This window comes from Pseudomonas putida, from assembly GCF_002741075.1.
Taxonomy (GTDB): Bacteria; Pseudomonadota; Gammaproteobacteria; order Pseudomonadales; family Pseudomonadaceae; genus Aquipseudomonas; species Aquipseudomonas putida_T.
This window is the reverse complement of record NZ_CP016634.1, coordinates 720,190-737,103: the sequence shown is the minus strand read 5'-3', so window position 1 is coordinate 737,103 and position 16,914 is coordinate 720,190. Positions and strand designations below refer to the sequence as shown.

The window sequence follows — 16,914 nt, the reverse complement described above, 5'->3', positions numbered from 1 at the left end:
GCGGATCGCCTGCGCGCACGGTCAATCGACCAGTTGCGCCTCCCTCAAGGCACTCAGCGCCTCCAACCAGCGCGGCTGTTGCCGGTAATCGGTACGGGCGAAGCCACGGCCACGCATCTTCGCGATCCGCGGCGATGGCTTGACCTTCAGGCGCTGGGCCGCGCTCAGTGCCAGCTCCGCCGCCGCCCGGTCATTGCACACCAAGCCCATGTCGCAACCTGCGCTCAGTGCCGCTTCGATGCGGTTGGCGGCATCGCCGACCACATGGGCCCCTGCCATGGACAGGTCATCACTGAAAATCACCCCCTCGAAGCCCAGCTCACCGCGCAGGATGTCCTGCAGCCAGCGACGCGAGAATCCGGCGGGCTGGTTATCGATCTGCGGGTAGATCACATGGGCTGGCATCACGGCCGCCAATTGACCGCTGAGCCGGGTGAAGGGCACCAGGTCCGCCTGGCGTAATTGCTCGAGGCTGCGCTCATCCGTGGGGATGGCCACGTGAGAGTCGGCTTCCGCCCAGCCGTGCCCTGGGAAGTGCTTGCCACAGGCAGCCATGCCGGCGGCATTCATGCCGCGAATGAACGCGCCGGCCAGCTGCGTGGCGCGCGCCGGATCGCCCTCGAAGGCACGGCTGCCGACCACGGCGCTACGCTGATGATCCAGATCGAGTACCGGGGCAAAGCTCAGGTCCAGGCCGACGGCCAGCACTTCGGTCGCCATCAGCCAACCACACTGTTCGGCCAGGTACTCGGCATTGGCGTTGTCTGCGATCGCACGCATGGCCGGCAGCCGCACGAAACCCTGGCGCAGGCGCTGAACCCGCCCGCCTTCCTGGTCGACGGCCAGGATCAGATCGGGCCGCACGGCGCGAATGGACGCGCACAGTTCACGCACCTGACGCGGGCTGTCGATGTTACGGGCGAAAATGATCAGGCCGGCCACTTCGGGCTGGCGCAGGAGATGGCGGTCTTCGGCGGTCAGCCATTTACCGGCGATATCCACCATCAGGGAGCCTTGCAGGCGGGCAGTCATATTGGATTCCTTCATGGGAGGGGCAAGACACCCCAGTGCGGGCAGGCGGATTCGTCGATCCGCACCGCGCAATGTTCCGGTACTCGCTCGAACAGCGCCATCAGATCGCTGTTTCTCAGACGTATGCAACCATGGGACAACGGGATGCCCATAGGTTCAGTGTCCGGCGTACCGTGCAGATAGATGTAGCGGCGAAAGGTGTCGACCCTGCCAAGCCGATTGAACCCTGGCTCGCAACCACTGAGCCAGAGAATGCGGCTCAGGATCCAGTCGCGCCCGGGAAATTGCTCATGCAGCGCCGGGGACCAGACCTCGCCCGTCCAACGCCGGCTTCGCAGTACAGCGCCCTGCGGCAGACCGGCACCGATTTTCGCGCGGACCTGGTGAAGGCCTCGCGGCGTACAACCTGAGCCGTTGAGCTCCCCAGCGCCGTTACGCGCCGTGGACACCTCCAGGCGCACGCACAGCACCCCTCGGGTGAACCCGTAGAGGCGTTGATCGGCAAGGGAAATATGCAGGAAGTCGAGGTCAGGCATGGGCGCTAGCTTAGCCCAAGCGCCTCTTAGCGCACAGTGTCAGGCCTTGACTGGCGCTTGTGCAGTGCCGCTCTTGCTGCGCGGACGCAGTTGCGCGGTGGCCATGGCTGGATCAGTGACCCCGCTGTCGGCACGCATGCCGGCGGCCAGGAACGGCACCATCAGGCGCATCACCTGCTCGATCGAGGTGTTGATACCAAAATCGGTTTCGGCGATAGCCCGCAGCGCCTTGATGCCCGACATGCTGAAAGCGGCGGCGCCGAGCATGAAGTGCACGCGCCAGAACAGTTCCAGCGGCGGGATACGTGGCGCGGCTTCATTGACCAGCAGCATGTAGCGACGGAAGACCTTGCCGTACATGTCTTCGAGGTATCGACGCAGGTGGCCCTGGCTCTGGCTGAAAGCAAGCCCTAGCAGACGCATGAAGATTGACAGGTCGTTGTTGCTGCGAGGTTGCACGGCCAGCGCTTGCTCGACCAGCATCTCGAGCAGTTCTTCCAGGCTCGGCTTGGGTTCGGGGCGCGCCTGGCGGCGATCCAGCTCACGCTCAAGGCTGGAGCAGAACGGGCCGAGAAAACGCGAGAAGACTGCCTGGATCAGAGCCTTCTTGGAACCGAAATGGTAGTTCACCGCCGCCAGGTTGACCCCGGCCTTGCTGGTGATCAGCCGCAACGAGGTTTCCGCGAACCCCCTCTCCGCAAACAGCTGCTCTGCAGCATCGAGAATGCGTTCAACGGTTTCCGATTGGGCCATGACTACTCCGCCTGACAAACAGTTGTTTGAAACATACGTTTCAAGCCCTCATCTGTCAAGCCGGGTGACCGACCAGTCGCCATTTAACCACAGCATTCAAATATTCGCTGCAAGCCACGGCTGGCGCTGGCTTCATCCATGCGAACAGCGCACCTGGCACGTTTTCCGGCCCCACAGTGCTTGCAACTGGCCGCCCACTGTATATAATTCCAGTCACTGTATAAAAAGACAGAGCGCTTGCCATGCTTAAACTGACGCCACGCCAAGCCGAGATCCTGGCTTTCATCAAACGCTGCCTGGAAGACAACGGCTTTCCGCCGACCCGCGCGGAAATCGCTCAGGAGCTTGGGTTCAAATCACCCAACGCCGCCGAGGAGCACCTCAAGGCACTCGCCCGCAAGGGCGCGATCGAGATGACCCCAGGCGCCTCTCGCGGCATTCGCATCCCAGGGCTCGAGGCCAAGGCCGAAGACAGCAGCCTGCCTATCATCGGTCGGGTCGCGGCCGGCGCACCGATCCTCGCCGAGCAACACATCGAAGAATCTTGCAACATCAACCCTGCCTTCTTCCACCCTCGTGCGGACTATCTGCTGCGCGTCCATGGCATGAGCATGAAAGACATCGGCATCTTCGACGGCGACCTGCTGGCGGTCCATACCTGCCGGGAAGCCCGCAATGGCCAGGTCGTGGTTGCCCGCATCGGTGATGAAGTGACCGTCAAGCGCTTCAAGCGCGAAGGCAGCAAGGTCTGGTTGATCGCCGAGAACCCCGAATTCGCCCCCATCGAAGTCGACCTGAAAGAACAGGAACTGGTGATCGAGGGCTTGAGCGTCGGCGTCATTCGCCGCTGATCCAGGAGGCGTCATGCAGCAGTTCATCCACGCACCCCAGCAAGTCCAGTTACCGCTGTTCGAGGCATTCCTGGCCCAACCGGCGCTGCCCGGCCTCAAGCCCCGGGACACTGCTGCGGAGCAGCCGCGCAAGGGTAACCAGCCGGAGCTGTTCAGCGAACTGTCCCTGCGCGGCGCCCCCGGTCATTGCCAGGGCCTGCTCGCCCCGATCCTGCGCGAGCTGAGCGAAGAGGACGAGACCCGCTGGCTGACCCTCATTGCCCCACCCTCCAGCCTGACCCAAGCCTGGCTGCGCGATGCGGGCCTCAACCGCGAGCGTATCCTGCTGCTGCAACCGGGCGCCAACCAGAGCGACTTGCAACTGGCCTGCGAGGCACTACGCCTGGGCCATAGTCACACCGTCGTCAGCTGGCTTGGCAACGTCAATGCCAACGCACGCCAGCAACTAATACGCGCCGCCAACACCGGAAACGCACAAAGCCTGAACATCCGCCTCGGCTGATGTTCAGGCTTTGCCTGTATCAATCCAATCCTTGAATCCGGAAAGCGCGATGCTCAGTGCAGAACGCGCGGTCCTTCGTCACGCTCGAAATCGCCTTCGACCAGGCGACCCGCCATCTGCACACCCACGCTCAACATGGCCTTGGCCACTTCAACATGCTGGCCCTGCAGGAACGCCTTGGCGTCCTCGGAGAAATCCAGGGTCACCAGGGAACCCTCGTCCTCGGCGCGGCGCAATTCGATCCGGCCATCAGGCAACTCGACAATTTCTAGAAAGGACGTTGACATACTAGGGCCTGCTTTTCACGAAAGGCGAATATTGTACCAGCCACCAGCGCTATCAGCACTCACTCAACGCGTCACGGAAGCGTCGGACCACGTCCTTTAGATTGGCCCGCCAGCTTTCCAGCTCTTGGCGGGAAAGCGCTGGATGCTCGGGCTCATCCAGATTGACGGCCTGGATCAGCGGCTGGGTGACGTCGGTCTTCGGGGCTTTCTTGGCGACCGGCGGTCGGAACAAATCGGCATAAGCACGCAGCAATTGCGCAAGCCAGGTTTCTGGCTGACGCACCAACTCCAGCAGTTCGGCCACTTCAGGGATGGCAATGCCGTCCAGCGCCTCGTCATTGAGCAACAGTTCTACCCGCGACGCAGTGGCCTGAGGCAAACGGTAGAAGCCTGCGATCTCGTGGCACAGCCCCAGCAGGGCGCCATACAAATGAAACAGCGCCGACTCGCGCTCGGCCTGGATCAGACCCTGTGCATTCATCGCCTGACTGCCCTCAGCCTTGGCCATGGACTCCAAGGCAAGCCCGGCGAAGAAGAGTTTCTGATTAGTGCGGGTATAGAGTTCCTGGGCCATCTTCAGTGACCTCCCTGAGGCTGCAAGGCGATACCTCAGTGTCAGGGATTGCCCTGCCCTGCCGCAAGCGCAATGTCACAAAAGACTGGGGCCGCTTGGCACCCATCGCGGGCTTATCCCGCGATAGGCGCCAAGCGGCCCCAGTCTCGACGCTTAAATCAGCGCTTGTCTTCGACCTTCCAGGTGTTGCCATCGAAGAATGCCTTCCAACCGGTCGGCTTGCCGTCGACTTCGGACTGCACGTACTGCTCCTTGGTCTTACGGCTATAGCGAATCACCGCCGGACGACCCTCGGGGTCTTTCTGCGGGGCATCGCACAGGAAGTGGTACTTCGGATCGATCTCGTGCTTGTGCGGAATGATCTCCAGCACCAAGGGCGCGCGGGTCTCTCGGTTCTTCGGGAACTGACTGGCAGCCAGGAACAGCCCCGAAGCGCCATCACGCAGCACGTAGGTGTCATCGACCTTCTCGCACTTGAGTTCGGGCATGTCCACCTTGTCCATCTTCGGCGGTGCCGCCTCGCCACTCTTGAGCAGCTTGCGGGTGTTCTTACACGCAGGATTGGTGCAACCGAAGAACTTGCCGAAACGGCCAGTCTTGAGCTGCATCTCGCTACCACACTTGTCGCATTCCAGGCTCGGTCCTTCATAGCCCTTGATGCGGTAGCTGCCCTGCTCGATCTCGTAACCGGCGCAGTCCGGGTTGTTGCCGCAGATGTGAAGCTTGTGCTTTTCATCCAGCAGATAGGCATCCATCGCCGTAGCACAGATCGGGCAGCGGTGCTTGCCACGCAAGACTAGGGACTCGGACTCACCTTCATCGTCGGCAGCGATTTCATCGCCCGGCACCAGGTTCACAGTGGCCTTGCAGCGCTCCTTGGGTGGCAGGCTGTAGCCCGAGCACCCCAGGAACACGCCGGTGGACGCGGTACGGATCATCATTGGCCGGCCACATTCCTTGCAAGGAATGTTGGTCAGGGTCGGCTGGTTGGCGCGCATGCCGTTCTCGGCGGATTCGGCCGTCAGAAGCTTCTTGCTGAAGTCGCCATAGAACTCGTCCAGAACATTCTTCCAGTCGCGCTCGCCTTGGGCCACGTCATCGAGGTTCTCTTCCATGCCGGCGGTAAAGCCATAGTCCATGAGGTTGGAGAAGCTCTCCGACAGACGCTCGGTGACGATGTCGCCCATCTTCTCGGAGTAGAAGCGGCGGTTGTGCAGCGTCACATAGCCACGGTCCTGGATGGTGGAAATGATCGCCGCGTAGGTCGATGGGCGACCGATCCCGCGCTTTTCCATCTCCTTGACCAGGCTGGCTTCGGTGTAGCGCGCCGGCGGCTTGGTGAAGTGCTGGCTCGGATCGAGCTGGATGAGCTTGAGCGATTCGCCCTGGGCCATTTCCGGCAGCACGTCGTCTTCGCCAGGCTTGCTCTGTTGAGGCAATACACGGGTATAGCCGTCGAATTTGAGGATACGCCCCTTGGCGCGCAGCTCGAAATCACCGGCATTGACCGTGACGCTGGTGGACAGGTATTGCGCAGGAGGCATCTGGCAGGCCAGGAACTGGCGCCAGATCAACTCGTACAGGCGCTCGGCGTCACGCTCCATGCCACTGAGCTTGGTCGGGTGAGTATTGACATCGGAGGGGCGAATCGCCTCGTGCGCCTCCTGGGCGCCCTCTTTGCTGCCATAGACCACCGGCGTCTCCGGCAGGTACTGCTTGCCGAACTCTCGCTCGATGTAGCTGCGCGCCATGTCCAGGGCATCGACCGACAGGTTGGTCGAGTCGGTACGCATATAGGTGATGTAGCCCGCCTCGTAGAGACGCTGGGCCATCATCATGGTTTTCTTCACACCAAAGCCCAGGCGGTTGCTCGCCGCCTGCTGCAGGGTGGAGGTAATGAACGGCGCCGACGGCTTGCTGCTGGTCGGGCGGTCTTCACGCTTGGCGACGCTGTAGCTGGAGACCTTGAGCTTCTCCAGCGCCGCCATGGCCTGAGCTTCGTTCAGCGGCTTGAAGGCTTCGCCCTTCTCGCGTGCCACTTCGAAACGCACCTTGGCATTCTTGGCAGTCCCCAGGTCAGCGTGCACTTCCCAGTATTCTTCAGGATTGAAGGCCCGGATTTCGCGCTCACGCTCCACCACCAGCTTCACGGCCACCGACTGCACGCGGCCGGCGGACAGACCACGGGCGATCTTGGCCCACAGCAGCGGCGAGACCATATAGCCGACCACGCGATCGAGGAAGCGGCGCGCCTGCTGGGCGTTGACCCGGTCAATATCCAGCTCGCCCGGTTGGGAGAAGGCCTCCTGAATGGCCTTCTTGGTAATTTCGTTGAACACCACGCGCTTGTAGCGGCTGTCATCGCCACCGATGGCTTCGCGCAGGTGCCAGGCAATGGCTTCCCCTTCGCGGTCCAAGTCGGTTGCGAGATAGATGGTGTCGGCATCCTTGGCCAGACGACGCAGTTCGTCGATGACCTTTTCCTTGCCGGGCAGGATTTCGTACTTGGCTTTCCAGCCGGCTTCCGGGTCGACACCCATACGGGCGACCAGCTGGCGGCGTGCCTTCTCCTTCGGCGACAGCGCTGGGGCCTCGGACGCGGTCTTGCCGCGCTTGGCCGCCGGTTCCTTGGTAGCGCTGGCCGAACCGCTGGTGGGGAGGTCTCGGATATGGCCGATACTCGACTTCACCACGTACTGGCTGCCCAGGTACTTGTTGATGGTCTTGGCCTTGGCCGGGGATTCCACAATGACCAGCGATTTGCCCATGGATCGGAGTATTCCTGAATCTGAAGATGAAAAACGCGTCAGGTGCCAGACGCGGCACCGCTATATATAGTGGCAACAGAGTGAGGTCAAGCGCTCAGGCTCAGTCGCTTGCCGTATCGGGATGCTTGAGCATCCCCTCCTCGGCCCTGACCAAAGCAAAGCGTGGCACTTGCTCGCCGTCAACCTCGACCGTGTCATGGAACATCGCCAGCGGCCGGGCGCCCAAGCCGAAATCACCGTAAAGCAACTGGTAGATCACCAGCAACTCATCGGTTTCCGTGTGATGTGCAACGCCCAGCACACGGTACTCCGGCCCTTTGTAATGCCGGTATACGCCTGGCTGTATCTGCATGTCGCCCACCCTCTTGAAACAAATCCTGTAAAAAACAAAAACCGGGGCACAAGGCCCCGGTCGCTGTCAGCGCCGCGATCAGACGCGCTCGAAGACAGTGGTGATGCCTTGGCCCAGGCCGATGCACATGGTGGCAACGCCGAGGGTGCCACCCTTTTGCTTCATGACGTTGAGCAGAGTGCCGGAAATCCGTGCCCCTGAGCAACCGAACGGGTGGCCCAATGCGATGGCGCCGCCGTGCAGGTTAACCTTCTCATCCATCTTGTCGAGCACTTTCAAGTCCTTGAGCACGGGCAAGGCCTGCGCCGCGAACGCTTCGTTGAGTTCGATGAAGTCGATGTCGGCCATCGTCAGGCCGGCGCGCTTGAGGGCCTTCTGGGTCGCGGGCACCGGCCCGTAGCCCATGATCGCCGGGTCGACCCCGGCCACCGCCATCGAGCGCAGAACCGCCAGAGGCTGGATCCCCAGGTCCATGGCACGCTGGCCGGACATGACGATCATGCACGAAGCGCCATCGGTGATTTGCGACGAAGTACCAGCGGTGACGGTGCCCCCTTTGGGGTTGAACGCCGGCTTGAGCGACGCCAGGCCTTCGAGGGTAGTTTCCGGGCGAATGGTCTCATCGTAATCGAAGACCTTCAGGAAACCGTTCTCGTCATAGCCCTGCATCGGGATGATCTCATCCTTGAAGTTGCCCTCGACCGTCGCCTGGTGGGCAAGCTGGTGCGAACGCAGGCCAAACAGGTCTTGCTGCTCACGGGTGATGCCGTGCATCTTGCCGAGCATTTCCGCGGTCAGGCCCATCATGCCCGACGCCTTGGCGGCATGCAGGGACAGGTGCGGGTTGGGGTCCACGCCGTGCATCATGCTGACGTGGCCCATGTGCTCGACACCACCGACGACGAACACATCACCGTTGCCAGTCATGATCGCCTGGGCGGCGGTGTGCAGCGCGCTCATCGACGAGCCGCACAGCCGGCTGACGGTCTGGGCAGCGGAGGTGTGTGGGATCGGGGTCATCAACGACGCCATGCGGGCAATGTTCCAGCCCTGCTCCAGGGTCTGGTTGACGCACCCCCAGATCACGTCCTCGACTTCTTTCGGATCGACCTTGTCGTTGCGCTCCAGCAGCTTGCTGATCAGGTGCGCGGACATATCCTCGGCACGGGTGTTACGGTGCATGCCGCCTTTGGAACGACCCATCGGCGTGCGACCGAAGTCGACAATCACCACGTCTCTTGGATTCAGGCTCATATCAATACTCTCGCTCTAACTCGTTGGGCGCTCAGTTGAAGAAGCGCTGGCCGTTCTTGGCCATTTCGCGCAGCTTCGCGGTCGGGTGGTACAGCGGCCCCAGATCGGCATACTGGTCGGCCAGGGCAACGAACTCAGCGACCCCGATCGAATCGATGTAACGCAGCGCGCCACCACGGAAGGGAGGGAAGCCAATGCCGTATACCAGGCCCATATCGGCCTCGGCCGCGGTCTCGACGATGCCATCTTCCAAGCAGCGGACGGTCTCCAGGCAAAGCGGGATCATCATCCAGTTGATGATGTCCTCGTCGGTTACTTCACGCTGCTCGAAGACCACCGGTTTGAGCACATCCAGCACCGAGGCATCGGCGACCTTCTTCGGCTTTCCGCGCTTGTCGGTTTCGTAGGCGTAGAAGCCCTTGCCATTCTTCTGGCCCAGGCGATTGGCCTCGTACAGGGCGTCGACGGCGGAGCGACGATCGTCCTTCATGCGGTCCGGGAAGCCCTCTGCCATGACATCTCGACCGTGGTGGCCGGTGTCGATGCCGACCACGTCCATCAGATAGGCCGGGCCCATCGGCCAACCGAACTTTTCCATCACCTTGTCAATGCGCACGAAGTCGACACCGGCGCTCACCAGCTTGGCGAAACCGCCGAAGTACGGGAACAGCACGCGGTTGACCAAGAAGCCCGGGCAGTCGTTGACCACGATTGGGTTCTTGCCCATTTTCTTGGCGTAGGCGACGGTGGTGGCGACCGCCACTTCACTGGATTTCTCGCCACGGATGACTTCCACCAGCGGCATCATGTGCACCGGGTTGAAGAAGTGCATGCCGACGAAGTTCTCGGGGCGCTTGAGGGCCTTGGCCAGCAGGTTGATGGAAATGGTCGAGGTGTTGGAGGCGAGAATCGCATCCTCTTTGACCTGCCCTTCCACTTCCGCCAGGACTGCCTGTTTGACCTTCGGATTCTCGACCACCGCCTCGACGACGATATCGACATTGCCGAAATCACCGTAGGACAGAGCCGGGCGAATGGCGTTGAGTGCCTCGGCCATCTTCGCTGGGGTCATACGCCCCTTCTCGACGCGCTTGCCGAGCAGCTTGGAGGCTTCGTTCAAGCCCAACTGAATGGCTTCCTCGCGGATGTCCTTCATCAGGATCGGCGTGCCCTTGACAGCGGACTGATAGGCGATGCCGCCCCCCATGATGCCGGCGCCGAGCACGGCGGCCTGCTTCACGTCGCGCGCGATCTCGTCGTACGCCTTGGCCTTGCGCTTGAGTTCCTGATCATTGAGGAACAGGCCGATCAGACTCTCGGCAACCGAGGTGCGGGCCAGCTTGGCAAAGCCTGCGGCCTCGACTTCCAGGGCCTTGTCGCGACCGAAATTGGCGGCTTTCTGGATGGTCTTGATGGCTTCGACCGGTGCCGGGTAGTTCGGGCCGGCCTGACCGGCGACGAAGCCCTTGGCCGTCTCGAAGGCCATCATTTGTTCAATGGCGTTGAGCTTGAGCTTTTCAAGCTTTGGCTGACGCTTGGCCTTGTGGTCCAGCTCACCACTGATGGCGCGCTTGACCAAGTCCAGAGCAGCGCTCTGCAGCAGTTCGGGGGCAACCACGGCATCGACGGCGCCGACTTTGAGTGCGTCCTCGGCACGGTTTTCCTTACCGGAGGCGATCCACTCGATGGCGTTATCCGAACCGATCAGGCGCGGCAGCCGCACGGTGCCACCGAAGCCTGGGTAGATGCCCAGTTTGACTTCCGGCAGGCCGATCTTGGCGTTCGAGGACATGACGCGGTAGTCGGCCGCCAGGCACATTTCCAGACCACCGCCCAGGGCGATGCCGTTGATGGCAGCTACGGTCGGCACGTCGAGGTCTTCGAAGTCGTTGAAGATGCGGTTGGCTTGCAGGTTGCCGGCGACCAGCTCGGCCTCGGGCAGCTTGAAGTTGTCGACGAATTCGGTGATGTCGGCGCCGACGATGAACACGTCCTTGCCGCTGCTGACGATCACGCCTTTGATGGCGGCGTCGGCCTTGATGGCGTCCACGGCCTGGCGCAGTTCTTCCAGGGTCAGGCGGTTGAACTTGTTGACGGACTCACCCTTGAGATCGAACTTCAGTTCGACGATGCCACTTTCAAGAGCCTTAACCGTGATGGCTTTACCTTCGTAAATCATCAACTGATCTCCACGATATGGAAGCTGAACTGTACACGCCGATCGCTGGTGCGAAGGCCGACTAAGCCTTCTTTCCAGGCACACCCGTCAGCGCGATAGTCGGGATTCTGTACGAGCGATCTGACATACAAACGCTCAATTCATACGCCCGTTTGATTTGGGTATGCACACATTCACCGAAAAGATCGGCGTTGTCAAATGCTCGAAAGCACCCTTAAAACGCGACTTTCCAGTCATTTTGCATCGCACGGGCATGAAACATGATGACAGTGATTGCCACACATTCAGCAGGAAGATAGACGGCCAATACCCCAGGAATGCACCTGTGTAAGCGGGAGTTCAAGGTCAAAAAGTGGTTTATGGCGCCAGCGGGGCCGCGAAAGCGGCCCTGGGGAGGTAGAGGTCAGGCGAGGGTGTCGAGCACTTGGGCAATATCCTGCAAAACAGACTTGTCGCCCCGCTCGCTCCAGTACAAAGCCAGCATGCGGCTGTCGGCCTCGATTTTGTAGACCGTTGCCGGCAGGCGCGCAAAGGCCTCGCTCAGCCGTGGATCTTCGCAGGGCTCGCGCCACTGGTTCCACCAGACCCCTGGCGTGATTTGCCAGTAACTCCACGTATCGTCGCTACCCCTGCGACGGGCGCGATGGTACTGCGGACAAGGGCTGGGAGGCTCTTTTTCCAGCCAATGGGGCCACTGCTGAGGCGCCAGCTGCATCGCCAACCCCATGCGCCGGCCTTCCAGGCGCAGGTTCATCTGCTCGCTCTGTTTTCGCGAAGGGCGAAGCCACGCCATGGGACTTAGAATCAGCGCAAGGATTGACACCACCAGCAATACCGTCATATCTGTAGATTCCATAAAGCGTTGCAAATGAGCCGGTTAGCCAGGTTTCTCGGCACTCGGCCCGAAAGCGACCATACTTCTACTATCGCAAATGTCAGGAGTACCACCATGTCCTACGAACATCTTCTGGTTGCTGTCGACCTGACCGAAGAATGCGACCCGGTGATCAAGCGCGCCATGAAGCTCGCCGAACCGACTGGGGCCAAGGTTTCGCTGGTGCACATCGTCGAACCCATGGCCATGGCCTTTGGTGGCGACGTGCCGATGGACCTGTCGCAATTGCAGCAACAACAGTTCGATCAGGCCAAGGAGCGCATGGAGCGCCTGTTCAACAAGTACCCGAGCATCAACCGTGGCGATTCGCACCTGACCTACGGCCAGCCACGCCAGGAAATCCATCAACTGGCCAAGGACCAGAACTGCGACCTGATCGTGGTCGGCAGTCATGGCCGCCACGGCCTGGCCTTGTTGCTTGGCTCTACTGCAAACGATGTGCTGCACGGCGCGCCTTGTGACGTGCTCGCGGTGCGCCTGCAGAAGAAAGAAAGCTGAACGCACCCCAAGCCGCGCAACAATCCATCACAGGTTTCGCCAGCTTCCAGCCAAGGGAGCTGGCGAAACCCGTTGATGCGCAAGGCGCTCCGCGGACGGCTTGAGCCGGCCTTACCCTTCCAGCTCTGCCCAACGCTCGACCAGCGTATCCAGCTCGCCCTGCATCTGTTCAAGTTTGGCCAGCACCGCTGAGGTCTCGTCGATCGGGCGCTGGTAGAAGCCCGGGGCATTGACCTCTTCCTGCACCGTGGCCATGCGCTGTTCCAGTTCATCGATTTGTCCAGGCAGAGCCTCGAGCTCGCGCTGCAGCTTGTAGCTCAACTTCTTCTTCGCAGGATCCGCCGCAGCCACCGATACGCTCGCCACAGGTGCTGCCTGCTCGACAGGCTTCTCCACCACGGCGCTGCCCAGCTCGGCCTTGCCGCCCTTGCTCTCGGCCACGCCAAGCAGCTTGGGCGAGCCACCTTGGCGAATCCAGTCTTCATAGCCACCGACGTATTCACGCACTCGACCTTCGCCCTCGAACACCAGGGTGCTGGTCACCACATTGTCGAGGAACGCCCGGTCATGGCTGACCATGAGCACGGTGCCCTTGAAGTTGGAGAGCACTTCCTCGAGCAGTTCGAGGGTTTCCACATCGAGGTCGTTGGTCGGCTCGTCCAGCACCAGCAGGTTGGCCGGCTTGCTGAACAGCTTGGCCAGCAACAGCCGCGCCCGCTCGCCTCCGGACAACGCCTTGACCGGCGTACGGGCACGCTGTGGGCTGAACAGGAAGTCGCCCAGATAGCTGAGCACGTGGCGGTTCTGGCCGTCGATCTCGATGAAGTCCCGCCCTTCGGCGAGGTTATCGATGACCGTCTTCTCCAGGTCCAGTTGATGGCGCAACTGGTCGAAGTAGGCGACCTCCAGCTTGGTACCGCGCTCGACCTTGCCCGAGGTGGGCTCCAGATCGCCCAGCATCAGCTTGAGCAATGTGGTCTTGCCGGTACCGTTGGCACCCAGCAGACCGATGCGGTCCTCGCGCTGCAGGACCATGGAGAAGTTCTTGACCAGCGCCGGGCCATCGGCATGCGCGAAGCTGACATTCTCCAGCATCATGACCTGCTTGCCGGACTTGTCCGCAACCTCGATCTGAATGTTCGCCTTACCCTGGCGCTCGCGACGCTCCCCACGCTCCACGCGCAAGGCCTTCAGGGCACGCACGCGGCCTTCGTTGCGGGTACGTCGGGCCTTGATGCCCTGGCGAATCCACACCTCTTCCTGAGCCAGGCGCTTGTCGAACAGCGCGTTGGCGGTTTCCTCGGCAGCCAGCATGGCCTCCTTGTGCACCAGGAAGCTTGCGTAATCGCCGTTCCAGTCGATCAGGCCGCCGCGATCCAGTTCCAGGATGCGGGTAGCCAGATTCTGCAGGAAGGAACGGTCGTGAGTGATGAACAGCACGGCGCCGTTGAAGCCGCTCAGGGCCTCTTCGAGCCAGGCGATGGCACCGATGTCCAGGTGGTTGGTCGGCTCATCGAGCAGCAACAGGTCTGGCTCGGATACCAGTGCCTGGGCCAGCAACACACGCCGACGCCAACCACCGGACAGCTCGGCGAGGGTCTTGTCTGCGGGCAGTTGCAGGCGGCTCAGGGTGCTTTCCACCACCTGCTGCAGGCGCCAGCCATCGCGGGCTTCGAGCTCATGCTGGACGTGCATCAGCTTCTCAAGGTCGGCATCGCCCTGGATGTTCTGGCTCAGGTGGTGATACTCGGCCAGCAGCGCGCCGACGCCGTCCAGGCCTTCGGCCACCACGTCGAACACCGTACGCTCGTCGGCAACCGGCAGTTCTTGCGGCAGTTCGCCGATCTTCAGGCCTGGGGCACGCCAAATCTCGCCGTCGTCAGGCTTCTGCTCGCCCTTGACCAGCCGCAGCATGCTCGATTTGCCGGTGCCGTTACGGCCGATGATGCACACCCGCTCGCCACGCGCGATCTGCCAGGACACCTTGTCCAGTAGCGGCATGGCGCCGAACGCAAGGGACACATCGCTGAATTTGAGCAGGGTCATAGTCATCTCCAAAAACCGGGCGCGCATTCTACCTGACTTGCCCCTTCCCGGCATCAGCTAGACCGTACCCGACAGGCTTTGCGACATCCGGTCGAAGATAATGATTGGATACAAGCACAGTGCTTTCACCCTCTACCGGCAAACGGCTAAGCTAAGGCAATAGATCCCAACAGTGCTGGCTTCGCCGTCACTTTTTCCTTGGTTCACTTGCCCGGACGTCTCATGCGCAGCCGCCTGCTCCAACTCGTTTCCTGCCTGCTGCTCACCGCCACCACCGCGAGCGCGGCACAAGCCATCGATATCACCCAGCAACGTCAATACTATGACGAGGCCAAGCGTGCCCTGGCCAAGGGCGACAAGGGGCCCTACCTGCGCTATGCCAATGCGCTTCGCGACTATCCGCTGACTCCTTACCTGGCCTACGACGAGCTCACCGCTCGCCTCAAGAGCGCCAGCAATGAAGAAATCGAAAGCTTTCTCGCCCAGCATGGCGACCTGCCCCAAGCCAATTGGATGAAACTGCGCTGGCTGCGCTGGCTGGCCGAGCGCGGCGAATGGAACACCTTCGTCAAGTACTATGACCCCAAGCTCAATTTCACCGAACTGGACTGCCTGAACGGCCAATACCAGCTGACCCATGGCCTGCGCGCGGAAGGTTTTGCCAGTGCCGAAAAGTTGTGGAACGTCGGCAAGTCACAACCTGCGGCCTGCGACACCCTGTTCGGTCTGTGGGCGGCCGAAGGCCAATTGACCGAAGCCAAACGCTGGCAGCGGGCCAAGCTCGCGGCCCAGGCACGCAATTACAGCCTGGCCAACAACCTGGTCAAGACGCTGACCACCCTCGCCCCCCAGGGCCGACTGCTGATCGAGGTGGCGCAAAAGCCTGAACTGCTCAATCAGCCTTCCCGCTTCACTCCCGTCAACGAGGCCATGTCCGATGTGGTCAGCCTGGGCTTGCGCCGTCTGGCTCGTCAGGACCCTGAGCGGGCCATGTCACTGCTCGACGACTACGCCCAGCGCATGCACTTCTCCCGCGACGAGAAGGTCGCCATCGCCCGCGAGATCGGCCTGACCCTGGCGCGCCGCTATGACCCTCGCGCCCTGGACCTGATGACCCGTTACGACCCCGAGCTACGCGACAACACTGTCAGCGAGTGGCGCCTGCGCCTGCTGTTGCGCCTGGGTCGCTGGGAAGATGCCTACGAGCTGACCAAGCGCCTGCCACAGGACCTGGCCAGCAGTAACCGCTGGCGTTACTGGCAAGCGCGTAGCCTGGAACTGGCGCAGCCGAACAACCCGCAGATCCCGCTGCTGTACAAGACAGTGGCCCGCGAGCGTGATTTCTACGGTTTTCTCGCCGCCGACCGCGCACAAACGCCCTATCAGCTCAACAACAAGCCATTGATGCTGAGCCAGCAGTTGATCAACAAGGTGCGTAACACCCCAGGCGTGCGTCGCGCCCTGGAATTCCATGCTCGTGGTCAGATCGTCGAGGGTCGTCGTGAGTGGTACCACGTCAGCCGCCACTTCAACCGCGACGAGATGGTCGCCCAGGCCCGCCTGGCCTATGACCTGCGCTGGTACTTCCCGGCGATCCGTACTATCAGCCAGGCCCAGTACTGGGATGATCTGGACATCCGCTTCCCCATGGCCCATCGCGACACGCTGGTGCGCGAAGCCAAGGTACGCGGGCTGCATTCGAGCTGGGTGTTTGCCATTACCCGCCAGGAAAGCGCCTTCATGGAAGATGCCCGCTCCAGCGTAGGGGCCAGTGGCCTGATGCAGCTGATGCCGGCGACGGCCAAAGAGACAGCGCGCAAGTTCAACATTCCGCTGGCCTCACCTTCGCAGGTGCTCAATCCGGACAAGAACATTCAGCTGGGTGCGGCCTACCTGAGTCAGGTGCATGGGCAGTTCAACGGCAACCGGGTCTTGGCCTCGGCGGCGTACAACGCAGGTCCTGGGCGGGTACGGCAGTGGCTCAAGGGAGCCAAGCACCTGAGCTTCGATGTATGGGTGGAGTCGATCCCGTTCGACGAGACGCGGCAATATGTGCAGAACGTGTTGTCTTATTCGGTGATCTATGGGCAGAAGCTGAATTCGCCGCAGCCGTTGGTAGATTGGCATGAGCGGTATTTTGACGATATGTGAGGGCTTGGGCTTGGGCTTGGGCTTGGGCTTGGGCTTGGGCTTACAGATAGTGTGAATATCCATTTTGGGTGGGGGCGCCACTGGCGCTTTCCGCCTTCACGGCGGGTCACTTTGGTCTTGGCCAAAGTAACCAAAGCCGTCTTGCTCCCACATACGGCCCCTGCGCTGCGCTCCGGGGTTCCCTCCGCTCCGGTGCCTTTCAGGCTTCGCGGCCTCCGGCTGGCTGCGCCAGCCTC

At 61.6% G+C, this 16,914-nt stretch carries 15 protein-coding genes; 4 read left to right on the top strand and 11 right to left on the bottom strand.

Going from position 1 to position 16,914, the window contains the following annotated elements; translation table 11 throughout:
- Positions 1-21: 21 nt before the first annotated feature.
- The 3 genes from nagZ to IEC33019_RS03825 are packed head-to-tail and all read right to left on the bottom strand — an operon-like array spanning position 22 to position 2,321.
- Positions 22-1,020, bottom strand: a complete 999-nt coding sequence (nagZ, locus tag IEC33019_RS03835) for a beta-N-acetylhexosaminidase (RefSeq protein ID WP_170831792.1) — start codon at positions 1,018-1,020, stop codon at positions 22-24.
- Positions 1,021-1,043: 23 nt separating this feature from the next.
- Positions 1,044-1,568 carry a L,D-transpeptidase gene (locus tag IEC33019_RS03830; RefSeq protein WP_070093463.1) on the bottom strand — a complete coding sequence of 175 codons (525 nt, stop codon included), beginning with the start codon at positions 1,566-1,568 and terminating at the stop codon, positions 1,044-1,046.
- Between the two features lie 39 nt (positions 1,569-1,607).
- Positions 1,608-2,321: a TetR/AcrR family transcriptional regulator gene (locus tag IEC33019_RS03825; protein WP_070093464.1), complete on the bottom strand. Its 714-nt coding sequence runs from the start codon at positions 2,319-2,321 to the stop codon at positions 1,608-1,610.
- 242 nt (positions 2,322-2,563) lie between these two features.
- Here IEC33019_RS03825 and lexA point away from each other — a divergent pair, with 242 nt between their 5' ends.
- The gene (lexA, locus tag IEC33019_RS03820; RefSeq protein WP_070093465.1) at positions 2,564-3,172 is read left to right on the top strand and encodes a transcriptional repressor LexA; all 609 of its coding nucleotides are present in this window, start codon (positions 2,564-2,566) and stop codon (positions 3,170-3,172) included.
- Positions 3,173-3,185: 13 nt separating this feature from the next.
- Positions 3,186-3,674 carry an SOS-induced cell division inhibitor SulA gene (gene sulA, locus IEC33019_RS03815; RefSeq protein ID WP_070093466.1) on the top strand — a complete coding sequence of 163 codons (489 nt, stop codon included), beginning with the start codon at positions 3,186-3,188 and terminating at the stop codon, positions 3,672-3,674.
- Between the two features lie 53 nt (positions 3,675-3,727).
- On the opposite strand, the gene IEC33019_RS03810 is transcribed toward sulA, so the two are convergent.
- The 7 genes from IEC33019_RS03810 to IEC33019_RS03780 all read right to left on the bottom strand — a co-directional run bounded on the left by IEC33019_RS03810 (position 3,728) and on the right by IEC33019_RS03780 (position 11,929).
- On the bottom strand, positions 3,728-3,961 hold the full coding sequence (locus tag IEC33019_RS03810; RefSeq protein ID WP_043215749.1) for a hypothetical protein: 234 nt from the start codon (positions 3,959-3,961) through the stop codon (positions 3,728-3,730).
- Positions 3,962-4,013: 52 nt separating this feature from the next.
- Complete coding sequence (locus tag IEC33019_RS03805; protein WP_070093467.1) at positions 4,014-4,535, bottom strand: DUF6586 family protein; 522 nt, start codon at positions 4,533-4,535, stop codon at positions 4,014-4,016.
- A gap of 158 nt (positions 4,536-4,693) precedes the next feature.
- The gene (gene topA, locus IEC33019_RS03800; RefSeq protein ID WP_070093468.1) at positions 4,694-7,303 is read right to left on the bottom strand and encodes a type I DNA topoisomerase; all 2,610 of its coding nucleotides are present in this window, start codon (positions 7,301-7,303) and stop codon (positions 4,694-4,696) included.
- A gap of 100 nt (positions 7,304-7,403) precedes the next feature.
- The gene (locus IEC33019_RS03795; protein ID WP_070093469.1) at positions 7,404-7,655 is read right to left on the bottom strand and encodes a DUF1653 domain-containing protein; all 252 of its coding nucleotides are present in this window, start codon (positions 7,653-7,655) and stop codon (positions 7,404-7,406) included.
- A 78-nt stretch (positions 7,656-7,733) separates the two neighbouring features.
- Positions 7,734-8,909: an acetyl-CoA C-acyltransferase FadA gene (gene fadA / locus IEC33019_RS03790; protein WP_070093470.1), complete on the bottom strand. Its 1,176-nt coding sequence runs from the start codon at positions 8,907-8,909 to the stop codon at positions 7,734-7,736.
- Positions 8,910-8,940: 31 nt separating this feature from the next.
- Positions 8,941-11,088: a fatty acid oxidation complex subunit alpha FadB gene (gene fadB, locus IEC33019_RS03785; protein ID WP_070093471.1), complete on the bottom strand. Its 2,148-nt coding sequence runs from the start codon at positions 11,086-11,088 to the stop codon at positions 8,941-8,943.
- Positions 11,089-11,491: 403 nt separating this feature from the next.
- The gene (locus IEC33019_RS03780; RefSeq protein ID WP_070093472.1) at positions 11,492-11,929 is read right to left on the bottom strand and encodes a hypothetical protein; all 438 of its coding nucleotides are present in this window, start codon (positions 11,927-11,929) and stop codon (positions 11,492-11,494) included.
- Between the two features lie 108 nt (positions 11,930-12,037).
- On the opposite strand from IEC33019_RS03780, the gene IEC33019_RS03775 reads away from it, so the two are divergent.
- A complete protein-coding gene (locus tag IEC33019_RS03775) occupies positions 12,038-12,481 on the top strand; it encodes a universal stress protein (RefSeq protein ID WP_070093473.1) in 444 nt (147 codons plus the stop codon).
- Positions 12,482-12,592: 111 nt separating this feature from the next.
- Here IEC33019_RS03775 and IEC33019_RS03770 read toward each other — a convergent pair whose 3' ends face one another.
- The gene (locus tag IEC33019_RS03770; RefSeq protein WP_070093474.1) at positions 12,593-14,527 is read right to left on the bottom strand and encodes an ATP-binding cassette domain-containing protein; all 1,935 of its coding nucleotides are present in this window, start codon (positions 14,525-14,527) and stop codon (positions 12,593-12,595) included.
- Between the two features lie 222 nt (positions 14,528-14,749).
- Here IEC33019_RS03770 and IEC33019_RS03765 point away from each other — a divergent pair, with 222 nt between their 5' ends.
- Positions 14,750-16,678, top strand: a complete 1,929-nt coding sequence (locus IEC33019_RS03765) for a transglycosylase SLT domain-containing protein (protein WP_070093475.1) — start codon at positions 14,750-14,752, stop codon at positions 16,676-16,678.
- The last annotated feature ends 236 nt before the right edge of the window (positions 16,679-16,914 follow it).

Bases quoted from the DNA above. Each gene is read 5' to 3' on its own strand.
- topA (WP_070093468.1), bottom strand. From the start codon at position 7,303: ATGGGCAAATCGCTGGTCATTGTGGAATCCCCGGCCAAGGCCAAGACC.
- fadB (WP_070093471.1), bottom strand. From the start codon at position 11,088: ATGATTTACGAAGGTAAAGCCATCACGGTTAAGGCTCTTGAAAGTGGC.
- IEC33019_RS03810 (WP_043215749.1), bottom strand. From the start codon at position 3,961: ATGTCAACGTCCTTTCTAGAAATTGTCGAGTTGCCTGATGGCCGGATC.
- IEC33019_RS03830 (WP_070093463.1), bottom strand. From the start codon at position 1,568: ATGCCTGACCTCGACTTCCTGCATATTTCCCTTGCCGATCAACGCCTC.
- IEC33019_RS03765 (WP_070093475.1), top strand. From the start codon at position 14,750: ATGCGCAGCCGCCTGCTCCAACTCGTTTCCTGCCTGCTGCTCACCGCC.
- IEC33019_RS03775 (WP_070093473.1), top strand. From the start codon at position 12,038: ATGTCCTACGAACATCTTCTGGTTGCTGTCGACCTGACCGAAGAATGC.
- IEC33019_RS03770 (WP_070093474.1), bottom strand. From the start codon at position 14,527: ATGACCCTGCTCAAATTCAGCGATGTGTCCCTTGCGTTCGGCGCCATG.
- sulA (WP_070093466.1), top strand. From the start codon at position 3,186: ATGCAGCAGTTCATCCACGCACCCCAGCAAGTCCAGTTACCGCTGTTC.
- IEC33019_RS03795 (WP_070093469.1), bottom strand. From the start codon at position 7,655: ATGCAGATACAGCCAGGCGTATACCGGCATTACAAAGGGCCGGAGTAC.
- IEC33019_RS03805 (WP_070093467.1), bottom strand. From the start codon at position 4,535: ATGGCCCAGGAACTCTATACCCGCACTAATCAGAAACTCTTCTTCGCC.
- IEC33019_RS03780 (WP_070093472.1), bottom strand. From the start codon at position 11,929: ATGACGGTATTGCTGGTGGTGTCAATCCTTGCGCTGATTCTAAGTCCC.
- fadA (WP_070093470.1), bottom strand. From the start codon at position 8,909: ATGAGCCTGAATCCAAGAGACGTGGTGATTGTCGACTTCGGTCGCACG.
- lexA (WP_070093465.1), top strand. From the start codon at position 2,564: ATGCTTAAACTGACGCCACGCCAAGCCGAGATCCTGGCTTTCATCAAA.
- IEC33019_RS03825 (WP_070093464.1), bottom strand. From the start codon at position 2,321: ATGGCCCAATCGGAAACCGTTGAACGCATTCTCGATGCTGCAGAGCAG.